Annotated in this window: 14 protein-coding genes; 4 read left to right on the forward strand and 10 right to left on the reverse strand. The window is 64.9% G+C overall.

Translation table 11 applies throughout. The features are described from left to right. Positions 1-5: 5 nt before the first annotated feature. From OG326_RS29455 to OG326_RS29470, 4 genes are read right to left on the reverse strand one after another with little or no spacing between them, the layout of a single operon-like run. A complete protein-coding gene (locus tag OG326_RS29455) occupies positions 6-1,058 on the reverse strand; it encodes an MlaD family protein (RefSeq protein ID WP_327140388.1) in 1,053 nt (350 codons plus the stop codon). Beyond that, positions 1,055-2,146 carry an MCE family protein gene (locus tag OG326_RS29460; RefSeq protein WP_327140389.1) on the reverse strand — a complete coding sequence of 364 codons (1,092 nt, stop codon included), beginning with the start codon at positions 2,144-2,146 and terminating at the stop codon, positions 1,055-1,057. Before OG326_RS29460 ends, OG326_RS29455 begins: the two co-directional genes overlap by 4 nt. A gap of 9 nt (positions 2,147-2,155) precedes the next feature. Continuing rightward, complete coding sequence (locus OG326_RS29465) at positions 2,156-3,019, reverse strand: ABC transporter permease (RefSeq protein ID WP_327140390.1); 864 nt, start codon at positions 3,017-3,019, stop codon at positions 2,156-2,158. A gap of 1 nt (position 3,020) precedes the next feature. Then, positions 3,021-3,869 (reverse strand): MlaE family ABC transporter permease, encoded by an 849-nt coding sequence (locus OG326_RS29470; protein ID WP_327140391.1) that lies wholly within the window; start codon positions 3,867-3,869, stop codon positions 3,021-3,023. 282 nt (positions 3,870-4,151) lie between these two features. Here OG326_RS29470 and OG326_RS29475 point away from each other — a divergent pair, with 282 nt between their 5' ends. Further along, on the forward strand, positions 4,152-4,544 hold the full coding sequence (locus OG326_RS29475; protein ID WP_327140392.1) for an LLM class flavin-dependent oxidoreductase: 393 nt from the start codon (positions 4,152-4,154) through the stop codon (positions 4,542-4,544). Positions 4,545-4,554: 10 nt separating this feature from the next. Here OG326_RS29475 and OG326_RS29480 read toward each other — a convergent pair whose 3' ends face one another. The 3 genes from OG326_RS29480 to OG326_RS29490 form a co-directional block, all read right to left on the reverse strand. Continuing rightward, positions 4,555-5,325, reverse strand: coding sequence for a hypothetical protein (locus OG326_RS29480; RefSeq protein ID WP_327140393.1), 771 nt, complete (start codon positions 5,323-5,325; stop codon positions 4,555-4,557). After that, complete coding sequence (locus tag OG326_RS29485) at positions 5,322-7,178, reverse strand: ABC transporter ATP-binding protein/permease (RefSeq protein WP_327140394.1); 1,857 nt, start codon at positions 7,176-7,178, stop codon at positions 5,322-5,324. The genes OG326_RS29480 and OG326_RS29485 overlap by 4 nt, the downstream gene beginning before the upstream one ends. Before the next feature lie 194 nt (positions 7,179-7,372). Further along, positions 7,373-7,567 (reverse strand): hypothetical protein, encoded by a 195-nt coding sequence (locus OG326_RS29490; RefSeq protein WP_327140395.1) that lies wholly within the window; start codon positions 7,565-7,567, stop codon positions 7,373-7,375. A gap of 24 nt (positions 7,568-7,591) precedes the next feature. On the opposite strand from OG326_RS29490, the gene OG326_RS29495 reads away from it, so the two are divergent. Together OG326_RS29495 and OG326_RS29500 are read left to right on the forward strand one after the other, a co-directional pair. Next, entirely contained in the window at positions 7,592-8,602 is a 1,011-nt protein-coding gene (locus OG326_RS29495) for a 1-acyl-sn-glycerol-3-phosphate acyltransferase (protein WP_327140396.1), read from the forward strand. Positions 8,603-8,664: 62 nt separating this feature from the next. Then, positions 8,665-10,185 carry a patatin-like phospholipase family protein gene (locus OG326_RS29500; protein ID WP_327140397.1) on the forward strand — a complete coding sequence of 507 codons (1,521 nt, stop codon included), beginning with the start codon at positions 8,665-8,667 and terminating at the stop codon, positions 10,183-10,185. Here the strand turns inward: OG326_RS29500 and OG326_RS29505 are convergent, their stop codons facing one another. Continuing rightward, positions 10,186-10,941, reverse strand: a complete 756-nt coding sequence (locus OG326_RS29505; RefSeq protein ID WP_327140398.1) for a bestrophin-like domain — start codon at positions 10,939-10,941, stop codon at positions 10,186-10,188. It abuts the gene before it with no gap. Between the two features lie 197 nt (positions 10,942-11,138). On the opposite strand from OG326_RS29505, the gene OG326_RS29510 reads away from it, so the two are divergent. Then, positions 11,139-12,791 (forward strand): lipase family protein, encoded by a 1,653-nt coding sequence (locus OG326_RS29510; RefSeq protein WP_327140399.1) that lies wholly within the window; start codon positions 11,139-11,141, stop codon positions 12,789-12,791. Between the two features lie 42 nt (positions 12,792-12,833). Here the strand turns inward: OG326_RS29510 and OG326_RS29515 are convergent, their stop codons facing one another. Both OG326_RS29515 and OG326_RS29520 read right to left on the reverse strand, forming a co-directional pair. Then, entirely contained in the window at positions 12,834-13,193 is a 360-nt protein-coding gene (locus OG326_RS29515; RefSeq protein WP_327140400.1) for a nuclear transport factor 2 family protein, read from the reverse strand. A gap of 125 nt (positions 13,194-13,318) precedes the next feature. Beyond that, a complete protein-coding gene (locus tag OG326_RS29520) occupies positions 13,319-13,702 on the reverse strand; it encodes a hypothetical protein (RefSeq protein ID WP_327140401.1) in 384 nt (127 codons plus the stop codon). Positions 13,703-13,744: the final 42 nt, after the last annotated feature.

Genomic DNA, 13,744 nt, shown 5'->3' on the forward strand with positions numbered 1-13,744 from the left:
CATCTTCATCGGCATACCTCCGAATGACGTTCGCCCAGAACGGACTTCACGATGGCCGGCAGCATCCCCGGCGGGAACAGCACGCCGTACAGGGAGATGTCGAGCTCACAGGCATAGGCGTTCGCGTAGGCGCCGTTCTCGGTGAGATGCGACAGCCCGAGCAGAATCTTCGGCAGGTCGATCGCGGCTTGATCGAGCTTCGCGCCATTGCCGATCAACAGGTCGAATGCCGCGGTCGTGGAATTCTGCGCCGTGCGCAGCTGGGTTTGCACCTGTCCCACCATGTTCGCGACCGATCCGGTGGCATCGGCGACCTGCTGAGTCGATTGCAGCAGCGCCTGGCCCTGGGCGTGCAGCCCGGTGACCAGATCGGTGGTCCGATTGATCAGGGAATCCAATTCCCCTCCGCGCGCGGCCAATCCGGTGATGACCCCGCTCAGGTTGTCGATCACATCACCGAGAATCTGATCCCGCTGCTGGAATTGTGCGGCGACCGCGGCGGCCTGGGTGATGAAGGCGCTCAACGACACGTTGTCGCCCTGCAGGGCAAGGATCAATGTGCTCGACAGCGAGTTGATCTGATCGGGCTTCAGTGCGCTGAACAGCGGTTCGAACCCGCCCAGCAGCGCGGACACGTCGAAGGAGGGCTCGGTCTGGAACGAGCCGTCCGCGGCGTGCAGCGGGATGGCGCCGTGGTCGGCGAGCGGTGCACCGTTTCCACTGCCCGGCGCGAGCGCGACATAGCGCTGACCGATCAGATTCTGATAGCGAATCATGGCTTTGGTATCGGTGAACAGCGACTGAGTGCGCTGCACCTGGAACGTGACGCGGGCATTGTGATCGCTGTCGAGCGCCACCGAGTGCACGCGGCCGACCCGCACGCCCGCCATCCGCACATCGTCACCGGGATGCAGTCCGTAGGCATCGGAGAACGTCGCCGAGTAGTCATTGGTATCGCCGGGAACAGTGCGCTGCAGTGTCGACCAGACGATCCAGGTCACCAGGACCGATGCGATGGCGAACAGGCTGAATCCGATCAGCGGTTTGCGGTAACTCAATGTCCCGGGCCTCCTTCCGAGGTGTCCTGCGGGGCCGTCGCGCAACTCGGCCCGGTGAGCGCGCCGTAGCGCGGGCAGTCGGCGGCGGTGTAGGGCCGGAACGGGGTAAGCGAGACCGCGATATTCCACTGCCACATCAATTTCCCGCCGGCGCCCTCGTGGAAGGTCGTGGAGAACTTGCGCAGGGTGTCGCTGAAATTGACCATGGACTGCGGGAGCGCATCGGGATCGGCGGCCAGTGCGCCGAAGGTGTCGGCCAGGCCGCCGACCAGCTCCTTGCCGGTGTTCGGGTTGCGCGCGAAGAGTCCGTTGACCACGTCCACGGTGCTGCCCGCGCCGGTCAGCAGCGCGGTCAGCCGATCTCGGCGGTCGGCGATCGTGCGCGCGGTGGCGACCGACCGGCTCAGCACATCGATGAGCGCGGGCGCGGATTGATCGAGACCCGCTGCCGCAGTGGTGAAATTCTGCAGATCCGCGGCGATGTCCACCTGATCGACCGCGGTGAGCCAGCGGTCCAGGCGCTCGAGGGTCGACCCCGGCATGCGGGCGCTCCCGTTCAGCGCGTCCGAGAGCGAGGTCAGGATCCGTCCGAGCTTGTCCGGATCGAGCTTGGTCAGGACAGTGCGGAAGGTGGTCAACGCCGATTGCAACGCAACGGTTTCCCTGGTCCTGTCCTGCTGGACCACGGTGCCCGAGGTCACCGGTTTCGCGGGACCGTTGTCGAGCAGCTCGATCGAGGTGACGGCGAAGATGTTGGCGGGCACCACTCGTGCGGTGACGGTGGACGGCACGCCGTCGGCGTACTGCGGTTTCAGGTCGATCGCGACCCGCTGCACCTCACCACTGGCGGCGAAGGCGGAACTGCGCACCCGGCCGACGGTGAGCCCGCGGAACTTCACATCCGAGCCGGCGGGCAGTCCGTCGCCGGTGGAGGTCAGCTCCGCGACGATCGGCACCTTATCGGTGAAGACCCCGCTGTAGCGCAGCAGCAAAAGCGTTGTGGCCATCGAGATCACCACGATGAGCGCGATTCCGGCGAACAGCAGCCGGCGGCCGCTCGGCCCGCGCCCGCTTGGATCCTTGATCATATGCCGCCCCTATCCCGAGAACCGGATGCCGGGGTCGATGCCCCAGATGCCCAGTGTCAGAAGCAGATCCGCGAGCACCACCACGACGAAGCAGACCTTGATGGCGGCCCCGGCGGCGATGCCGACGCCCTCCGGACCGCCCTCGGCGAAGAACCCGTAGTACGACTGGATGAAGGTCGTCAGCGTGACGAAGACGACCGCCTTGAGAATCGAGAACAGCAGATCGGTGCTGACGAAGAACTGCTGGAAGTAGTGGAAGTAGGTCCCGCTGGAGGTGCCGCCCATCAGCGTCACGGTGAACCGTGCGGACAGATAGGCGGCGCAGAGCCCGACCAGATACATGGGCACGATGGCGATCCACGCGGCCAGAATCCTGGTGCTGACAAGGTAGGGCATCGGCCGGATCGCCAGGGAGTCCAGCGCGTCGATCTCCTCGGAGATTCGCATGGTGCCCAGTTGTGCGGTGATGCGGCAGCCACCCTGCACCACGAATGCCACGACCGCGATCATCGGGCCGATCTCCCTGGTGACGGCGAATGCGGTGATCGCGCCCGTGACCGGCCCCATTCCGAGCAGGTCCAACTGCGAAAACGCTTCCAGGCCAATGGTGATGCCGACGAAGATGTTCATCGCGATGATCACCCCCATCACCCCGCCGCCGACCACGAGCGACCCGTTACCCCAGGTGACATCAGAAAGCAGCCGCCACACGTCCTTGCGATAGTGCTTGAACGCCAAGGGAATATCGGCCAGGCAGCGAACGAAGAAGAAGGCCTGGTGGCCCGCCAGCCGCACCGCGTTCACCGGTGCGTTCGCCGCCCGGACCAGCGCGCGGACCGGGCGCAGCAGCGGAGGCACATACGTTGCCGCCATCTCAGACCACCTGGTGCGGAAACAGGGTGTTGAACACCTGGGTGAGAATCACATTGGTCGCGAACAGCAGGAGCGCGGAATTGACGACCGCCGAGTTCACCGCATTCGCCACACCGCCGGGACCGCCTCGCGTATTCAGGCCGGTATCGCACGCGATGATCGCGGTCAACAGCCCGAAGATGAGCGATTTCGTCACTGCCGCAACAAGATCGGCGGGTCCGGCGAAAGCAGCGAAGGTGCTGACGAACGAACCGGCCGTGCCGCCTTGAACGTAGACATTGAACATGTAGCCGGTGATGAATCCGATGAAGACCACGAACCCGCACAGCAGCACGCTCACCAGCATCGCCGCCAGCAGTCGTGGCGCGACCAGTCTGGTCAGCGGGTCGACACCCATCACCTTCATGGCGTCGATCTCCTCGCGCACCGTCCGCGAGCCCAGATCGGCGCAGATCGCCGAGCCCACCGCCCCCGCGATCATGAGCGAAGTCACCAGTGGCGCACCCTGTTTGATGATGCCGAGCCCGCTCGCGGCGCCCATGAACGAGGTGGCGCCCACCTGGACCACCAGCGAACCGACCTGAATCGACAGAATGACACCGATCGGAATCGCGATCAGCACCGTCGGCGCGGCCGAGGCGCTCGTCATGAACGCGCACTGACGCACGAATTCGCCGAAGTGGAACCTGCCCCGGAACAGGTCACCGATCAGCTGCGAAATCGCTCGGCGGCCCATGGTGATCTGCCTGCCGAAGGTTTCGATCGAACGCACCGGATGGTCGCGGTAGTACCCCTGACTCCACCGCATCGCGGCCACCGACGGGCCGCGGAGATCCCTGATCGACTGCATCGTGCCTCACCGGCTCGCGAGGGTGGAGCGACTACTGCCGGGTAACGCCATCGATCCTCCAGGTACGTCATATGTGAACTCGGCGTAGTGTAACAGCAGTCACATGTCAGCGAGCAAGACAAGATAACTCGGTCGATATTTCGGTTAAATAGATGCTCTGCCTGCAATTTCCACAGCGCTCGAGGCGCATGGATGCGTTTCAAGTGAATCTGAGTTAGCCTACAATCTGATCAGTTACCGGTCGCGTGACCGGTTTTTCACCGATTCAGGAGTCAGCCTCTGATGCTGCTCGGAGCGAACGTCGGCTATTTCGGAATGCTCGGACCGGTCGCCGAGGAACTGCGTTTCGCGCAGGAATCGGAGCGACTCGGTTACTTCTACAACCGACTGATCGCCTCCTACGGCTACGAGAAGGTGGCGAAGCAGGTGCAGGACCTGTACCTCGACGGTCACAAGGCGGAGGCGACCGCGCTGATACCCGATGATCTCGTCGATCTGGTCTGCCTGGCCGGGACACTCGAGCGAGTCGTCGACCGCCTCAGCGCCTACGCCGACGCCGGCGTGGACACCGTCATGGGCATCCCGGCCGCATTCAGCCATGAGGACCGGCTCACCCAGCTACGCCTGCTCGCCGACGCAGCCGAGAAGTCCGGCGTGGTCGGTACCGGACAGTGAGTCGTTCACTCTATTGGCTGGGCCGACCCGCGATGGCGTTGTAGAGATCGTTGCGCAGCCGATCGAACCAGCGCACCTCCCGTTCGCGCCGCTGTGCCCGAATCGCTTTCGCCGATCCGGCCGGGTATCGCGCACGGGCCCACGGTGATTGCGGCTGCGCCAGGCGTACTGCGCCCACCACGCCCAGTATCGGTACGAACAGTGCGAACAAGCCGGTCCAGACCTTGCCCTTGACCATTGTCACCAGTGCGAACGCGCCGTGGAAGAGCACAAGCCCGGCGACGACCTGCCAGCCGCGGAAATTGTCGGTGAGGCCCAAAGGTGTTGCCCCCAGCAGCATCAGCGCGCATACCGCCACACCGATGACAACGGCGTCCACCGATATCCGGCCCTGCTCGGACCAGTACACATCCTTCAGATCCAGGATCAGCGCGAATTCATCGAGAACCAGTGCGGTGCCGGTTCCGAAGAGTCCCGCGAAGATCTCCGGCCACGGGGTGTGGCCGCCGATCGGGCTGAAGACGCCGAATCCGGCCGCGATCATGAACACCACGCCGAACACCATGTGGTGGATATGCTTTCCGCCCGGCGTGATATTGCCCGGCCACCACGAAACGCCGGCCCGAATCATCCGCACGCTGAAGCGAATGAAGATGAACGTGCTCACGAACATCAGCAGCAGGATCGCCAAGGGCAGTTTGCCCGGCAGCACGATCATTCGGTCGAACCATCCACCCGTGGCCGAAGCCGCCAGCAGCGCTTGACCATTCAGCGGAATCATGGCAGCCCTTCAGGGTTCGGCAGGTACGACCATCCACCACCGGTCACGAGTTCCAGGCGGGCGGTGTGGTGCCGGTCGACCGTGCGGCGGTGCGCGGTGCTGATCAGGATGAGGTCGGGCAGTTCGGCGCGGATCAGGCTGTAGAGCGCGAATTCCAGGCCCTCGTCCACGGCGGAGGTCGCCTCGTCCAGGAACGCCGCCGCCGGCCGGATCAGAAGGATTCGCGCGAACGCCAAACGCTGTTGCTCCCCGGTCGACAGAATGGCCGCCCAGTCGGCTTCCTCGTCCAGCCGAGTCGCCAGATGACCGAGTTGCACCTTGGTCAGGGCGGCGGACAATGCGGCATCTGTCGCGCTGGCGGGTGCGGCGGGATAGGTGATGGCCGCGCGCAGATCGCCGAGCGGCAGGTACGGCAGTTGCGAGATGAACAGGGTGCCGGGAGACGACGGTCTGCCGACGACACCGCTTGTGTAGGGCCACATTTCGGCGAGCGCGCGCAGCAGGGTCGTCTTACCGGTCCCGGAGAGTCCCGTGACGACCACCGCGTCACCGGCACGCAACCGCAGATTCAAATCCTCGACCAGAATCATCCCGTCCGGCCGATAGACATTCACCGTGCTCAGTTCCACCGAACGATCCAGGGCGCGCACCCCGATCTTGGGCAGCTCGCGGGATCTCTCGTTCGCCTCGAGCAGACCCTCGAGGCGCAGCAGCGTCGCACGGAACGCCGCGAAGCTGCTGTAGCTATTGCGGAAGAACGACAGTGAGCCCTGGATCTGCCCGAATGCCGCACCCGTCTGCTGGACATCGCCGAGAGTCAGCGTGCCCGCGAAGAACTTCGGCGCCTGCAACAGCCACGGCAGTACCCACGCCGCCTCGGTGGCCGCCTGATTCCAGCCGATGAACCGTGTGGTGAACACCACCAGGCGGCGGTAGATGCGCAGCACCTCCGCGAATCGCGCACGCAGGCCGCGCCTTTCGGTGGCCTCGCCGCGGTAGAACGCGATCCGCTCGGCATTGTCACGCAACCGGACCAGGGCATAGCGGAAGTTGGCCGTCGCGGCCTGATAGTCGAAGCCGAGCTGAATCAGGGGGCGGCCGATCCAGAACGCGACCGAACTCGCCACCAGTACGTAGGCGAAGACCAGAAAGACCATCGCCCTGGGGATCTCGACGCCGGCGACACTCAGCGGCCCCGACAGATCCCAGAGAATCCGGGTGAAGGAGACGACCGACACCACCGCGGTGATCGCTCCCAGCGACAGGGACCGCGCACCCGCGATCATGTCGCCGACATCCTGCTGGATGCGCTGATCCGGGTTGTCGATCGGCGCGGCGATGAATCGGCCCCGGTAGTAGGCCTGATCATCGATCCACGCCCCGGTCATGCGCTCGGTCAGCCACTCACGCCAGCCGATCTCGAATATCTGACCGAGATAGAAGTCCAGCTGGGTGCGCACCACCTCGATCACCGCGAGCACGCCGAAGATGATCAGCGAATGCCAGAACGCGTGTTCCGCGCTGTCGAGCGCACCGCCGTCACCGTTTCCGATCGCCGCGGCCGAGCCCTGCAGCGCCGAGAACATGTCATTGCCCTGATAGGACAGCAGCACCTTCACCCGGACCGACAACACCGCGCTCAACAACAGCACCCCGGCGAACGGCAGGGTGCGCCACGCTTCCGCGCCGGTGAAATACGCACCGGCGACCGCACGGAAGTGCCTGCCCCACTTGGTAATCCGCAGCAGTACCGCCGCAACCAACAGGAACACAACCCCCGCGATCACCACCGTGATCAGCAACCACTGCGCCGAAGCGACCAACTCGTCGCTCCAGTCGCGCGACGCATCCACAGCGGCCTCCGATCGGATCCGGGCAATGTCGTCAGGCAGTCGAGAATCCGCTCCCAACTCGTGAGCGCACGCCAACAATAACTTCTACCTGCGCAAATCCGGTGGAACCCACTCACCGGCGGCACGAAGCACCCCCGCCGATCGGCGACGAGGCCGTTGTCTTCGCGGTCGTGGTCGCCGAACCATTCCGAACGCTATTGCCGGACAGATTTTTCCGACGTCATGCCGGCGGGGCCGTGCCAAATTTTCTCGGTGACGGCGAATATCGCAATTCCGAACATCGGATCGAATCCCGGCGCGACATCGCCATTGCGGCGATATTCGATCGGCTTTCCTACCATCTGTTCGAGGTGCGACACGCGACCCGGCATCGCGTCCCCGGTTCCCACGACCGCCATTGATATCACTTGGACATGACTCCGCTACTACCGCGTCTGGCGACAGTCGTCATCGGCGGAATCCTGTTGATCGTCGGCGCGCCTTTCCTGGTGATCGCCCGAATGGTCGTCCTGGCGCCGGGAATCCCGAATGCGGTACGCAACAGAGCTCGCCTGTTGTTACTCGGGGCGGCGTTCTTGATCGTGTACGAGCTCGCGGGTAGTTCGGGGGTCGAGGGCCAGCGATTCGGGCGGCAGGGCGGCTGTGACCGCCTCGCGGCCCTGAACCGGCGGTTCTACGGTTGGGGGTTCGCGGTGGCCGGGATCCGACTGGTCTGCGCTCCGCCGCCGCGCATCGCGGTCGATCGGCCGGTGATCGTGCTGGCCCGGCACGCCGGGGCCTTCAACAGCGCCCTGATGGCGCACCTCATCGCCAGCGAGTTGGGCCGGGACACCTACACGATCGCCAAGCGGTGCGCGGCGATCACACCGGGCCTGCGGGATGCGTACACCGCGTCGGGGGTGGTGTTCTGCCGGTTCGATGCCGAGGGGAAAACCCTGGCGCTGCAACAACTTCGATCTCAAGCAGTCGGCGCGCTGCCCACCGACGCACTGCTGCTGTTCCCGGAGGGCACGAATTATTCGGTGAAGCGGTGGCATCAGGCCATAACGACATTGCGAGCCGACGGGCGGCACACCCACGCCGAACAGGCCGAACAATGCCCGCATGTGATGCCGATTCATCCGGCCGGAGCCTGGATGCTCGCCTCCAGCGCCCCGACCGCCGACGTGGTCGTACTGGCGCAGACCGGGCTCGAGGATCTGGCCGCCGAGGGGCTGGGATATCCGCCACGCGGGTGCGGCACGGTGGATGTCGGATGGTGGCACATCCCCGCCGATCAGGTGCCGCGCGAGCGTGACGCCTTCAGCGCATGGCTGCGCGACCAGTGGCGGGAGGTCGATGCGTGGATCGCGACAACCCGGCAGCCGGAAACGATGAAACAGGCTCTGCCGCTACCACATCCGACACCGGCGATTCCGACATAGCGACTTCGCACCGGTCCGGCTCGCTGCACTTCACTTACCCCCAGGAAGGAACCGGAACCGCCATGGCAGACCCGGACACCACAGCAGACCCGAGTGCGAACGCGCCACACACCGCCTTCGTGCTCGGTGGCGGCGGCATGCTGGGCGGCTACCAGGTCGGGATGTTGCGTGCGCTCTTGGAGCAGGGCATCACCCCGGACTTCGTCGTCGGCACCTCGGTCGGGTCGATTCAAGGCGCGATCCTCGCCGCGGACCGCACCGTGAACGCCATCGAATCCCTGACCTCGTTCTGGCACGACGCGCTCACGAAGAAGGTCATGGGCGTCCCGCTGCGCTCGGTGCTGACGAACCTGGTCCGGCTGCGGCCCGCACTGGCCACCCAGGACGCGCTGCGAGAAGTACTCGAGCGGCACGTCGGTTCGAACACCCGCATCGAGGACCTCGCGGTGCCGTTCCAATGCGCGGCCGCCTCGATCGAACGTTCCACCGCACGCTATTTCGACTACGGCCCGCTGGTGCCGGCGCTTCTGGCCTCGAGCTGCATCCCCGGATTGTGGCCGCCATTGCGCATCGGGGCCGAGCACTACATCGACGGCGGCGTGGTGGAGACCGTCCCGTTCACCCGGGCGGTTTCCTTCGGGGCGAAGGAGATCTACGTGCTGCGACTGCGACAGCGCGAGCTGCCGTTGAAAGCGCCACGCCTGCCTTGGCAATTGGGGCAGACGGTGTTCGAGGTCTCGCGGCGGCACCGCCTCGGGCAGGTCATCAATCTGCGGCCGCCGGGGGTGACGGTCCATCTGCTGCCGACCGGTGAGGATCTGCTCGAACCACCGGATACCGGTCTGTACACCACGGTCCAGCAGCAGCTGGAAGTCTTCGACCGGCGGGTCACGGCCGGCTATCAGAGCACCCTGGACTATCTGAACGCCACCGACGAGCGCAAGACCGCGACCATCAGGTCCCGGACCAGGGAGCACACCTCGCCGCGCCACCAACTCCAGGATCGGGATGGTCGCCGAATCTCCTTGTCCCGCCCCACATCCGCGCTCGTCCGGGCCAAACTCGCCAGGTTCTTCGACCTCTTCGATATCGACGGCGACCAGCGCGTCACCGGCGCCGAATACACCCTGGCGGCGGATCGGATCTGCCTCGCGTTCGGCTGCCCGATCGACAGCACCACGGGGGGACGGTTGCACGCGGCGTTCGCCGAATTCTGGGCCGGATTGTGCCGCGAAGCGGGCTTCGACATATCCGCCGAGCTCGAGCGCGACCAGTACGTCGACGCACTCGCCCGGCTCACCACCGACCCTGCCGGATACGACGCGAATGTGCTCCCCGCGATCGCCGCGATCCTGGCCGCCGCCGACCAGGATCGCGATGCGGTGCTGAATGTGGACGAATTGCGTTCGCTGCTCACCGCCCTGCGCGTCGACACCGCCGATATCCACGCCGTCTCACTGCGGCTGGATACCAACAATGACGGTGTGCTGAGCATCGACGAACTCGACGAGGCGTTCTGCGACTACTTCACCAGCGAGGAACCCGGCGCACCGGGAAACCTGCTGTTCGGCGCCGCGCAGTAGTCAGCGCTGTGGCGGCAGGCCGCGCAGGAAGATCTCGAACGCCTCCGGCCCGACCGCTATGCCGCCGCCGAAGGGTTGATCGAGCATCTGGATCAGTGCCATCACCAGCACGACAAGCACCGCCAGCGAACTCCCGAGCAACAGATGCGTCCAGAATTTCGGCAGCCCGAATACAAAGGTGAATCCGACGGTCACCGCCGCACCCAGAGCCAGTCCCAGCCACAGCACGGTCGGCACATTGTGGCCACTCTGACTGAGTCGTTCGCGCCGCGCCGAGGCGAGGTCATTGATTGTCGAGAGTGAATGCTCGTAGATCGACTGTGTCTGCGGGGTATCGGTCGGCAGGGCATTGATCTGCTCGCGCATGCGATACACCAGCGTGGTGGCTTCGGGACTGTATTCGCCGCGACCGAGCCCGGGCCATTCCTCATCGATGACCACTCGCGCGTACTGCTTGGTGGTCGCTTCCAGATCGCGTCCGGCCTCCGGCGGCAATGCCCGGGTATTCCAGTACAGCGCACCGAGTTCATTCGCCTCGGTGAATGTATTGGTCCTGGCCTCCTGCAATGAATTCCACTCGTTGACCACCACAAAAGCCAGCAGCACCGCATACAGCGCACCGACCGTCTGGAAAACCATTCCCGCGACCTCGTTGTGCTCGGCCGGCGCACCATGCCGCAAAGAATGCCGCATGAGCATGACGCCGCCGCCTACGGTCACTACCGGTACCAGCATCGCAATCGACGCCCACGACATCGACGATCTCCCTGCATCGAAGGAACCCGAGTCTGCTGTCGCGGACAGACGGTACCTGCGCGCATTGCCGGTTCCGGGCAACCCGCCGGGAATGTCGGAATCGCGAGAGTTTCCGCTGATGAAACCTCTACAATTCCCCCGAGATCGCGTTACCGCAGTTCGGCACCGAAAGAACCGGCCACGAAACGGAGCGGACGATGATCACAGCGGGCAATTCGTTGCAGGACAATGCATTGCAGGATTCCGCATTACAAGATGCCGCATTGCAGGACGCTGTATCGCATCCAGCGGGGACCCTGGTTCGCAGCGAAGACCTCCCGACGTCGTTCTGGCCCGGCCATACCGCGGCGGGCTATCGCGTCTGGTACCAGGGAGTCGGCTACGACGGTTCGGGCCGGATCGTCTCCGGATCGGTGTTCGTACCCGTGGGCGTCTCACCTCAGGGCGGCTGGCCTGTGGTCAGCTATGCACACGGGACGACCGGGCTGTCCGACCGAACCGCTCCGTCCATCGCCGGATTGTCGCGACCGGAGAGCCGACACGTGGCCATGTGGCTCGAAGCCGGATACCTGGTGACCGTCACCGACTACGAGGGCCTGGCCTCCCCCGGCCCGCATCCGTATTTCAACGGTGAGGCCGCCGCCGACGATGTTGTCGATATCGTTCGGGCCGCCCACCAACTCGGTCATCCGCTCAGTCCGCGCTGGGTAGCGGTCGGCTTCTCCCAGGGTGGCCATGCCGCGCTCTTCACCGGGCTGATGGCCACGAAATACGCTCCAGAGCTTGACTTTCGAGGCACGGTCGCGCTGGCTCCGCCAGTGGAACTCCCGTTGATCATCAGCCTGCAGACCACCGAGGACACCGCCGCGGTCACGCTCTTTCTGCCCTACCTGCTGGCCGGGCTGCGAACCACCCGAGGTCTGGCCACTCAGGATTTCATGACCGGCCTGGGCCAGCGACTGCTCGAACTCGCCGAGCACGCACCGGTCCGCGATATCCACTATGCGGTCGCGGTATTGACCAACCAGGACATCGGCACCACCGGTCTGAGCGGGCGGCCCGGCGTCGAGGACATGCTGAGCGCCTGCCGGGTCCCGTCGGCCCGATTTGATCGACCGGTGATGCTGGCCGCCGGGACCGCCGATGACGTGCTGCCGATGGAGGCTGTCACGCGATTCGCCGACGCGATACGCAGTGCGGGAACGGATATCCAGCTGACGACCTGCGCGGGAGCCGACCATACGGGCATGCTGTCCGCAGCACCGGAAATGCTCGACTGGGTCGGCGCGCTCATGACGGCCACCACGTCTGCGGATGCGTCCGAATCAGGCAGTGCCCGAAGCGGATTCGGGTTACTGGATATCACCGGCGATGGTTACCTGATGGCCGATGACTACGAGGCATTCGGGTTGCGGTTGGTGCAGGCCTTCGGCGAAGCCGTGGGCTCGCCCAAGGCGACCGCCGTACGTGCGGGATACCGCGCCCTCTGGCGCTCGATGGCGGCCAGGGCGGACGCCGACGGGGACGGGCGCATCACCCCGTCCGAGTTCCAGGGCTGGCTCGAAACCCATTGGGATAACGAAGAATTCGATCGAAGCATTACCCCGCTGGCCCAATCCGTCATCGACCTGGCCGATACCGACCGCAACGGCGTACTGGATCGCGACGAACTGATCGCCCTGCTCATCGGCTGCGAACACTCCCCCGCCGAAGCCACGATCCTCTTCGACCGCCTGGACATCGACAACTCCGGCACGATCACCACCGATGAACTCATCACAGCCATCCGCCAGTTCTGCCTGGACCCCACCCCCGACAAACCAGGCGCATGGCTCTTCGGCCGCTTCTGATCCGAGGCGTGCAGCGGCGCGGGTAGCCGCACCGAACCACCGTCAATCGGCCGTACCCGCATGCGCGGCAATAATCCGCCACCCGTGCGTGTCATCGTGCAGCCACGTGCGGGTATAGCGCATCCTGGCGGCGAACGGAGCCCCACCGACCGTCCCCTCGACCGATCCGAGAAACCAAGTGACACCGGCACATCCGTCAACGAGGACAGTCAACTCCTCCTCCGCCATCCTCGTCACCACCTGCGCCCCGGTGCGATGCATCTCGAGATCGTCGGCCTTCGTATAGACACCCGCCCCGAAGGTGAAAATCAGCCGATCATCCAGCAGCCCCTCCAGCGCCGCAACATCCCCGGCAACCTGCGCCGCCTGCAACCGCCGCTCCGCATCCCGTAGGTCCTCCACACCCCCATCGTAGAACAGCGCCGAACACCACCATCGACGGCCGAGAGTGTCTCGGCCAGTCAACCTTTCGGATACTTCCCGAAATCATGTGACATGTCAGGCCGGAACGGTGAGTGCGTGAACGGCTAGGACACCGCGATCCGCACATCGAACCAGCACTGCTCGACGCCGGAGTCGAACGGGAAATGGAAAATGCCGTAAGCCGTCACCGGCCGGCCGACCTCGCTCGCGGACACCAGCAAGGTTGTCGTCGGCCAACCCTCACCATCCTCCGCACCATCCTCCTGCGCGTCGCTGTCGTCGCCGTCGGACTCCTGACGCACGCCCACCAGCACTGTTCCAGCAGCCGACGCAGTCAACGTCAGGTTTGCGTTCGGCCACACCGGGGTCACCACCACACGACGAAACAGATAGATCGGATCACCGGTGCTGGACTCCAGCGTGTGCAGCGACTCCCCGACGAGCTCGTCACCCGCATCATTGGTCAACCTAATGCCCGTCAGGTCCATCCGAACTCCCTCGGTCGATAGCCGCGATACGCCGAAAAATAG

The sequence above is a fragment of the Nocardia sp. NBC_01327 genome (assembly GCF_035958815.1).
Lineage (GTDB): Bacteria > Actinomycetota > Actinomycetes > Mycobacteriales > Mycobacteriaceae > Nocardia.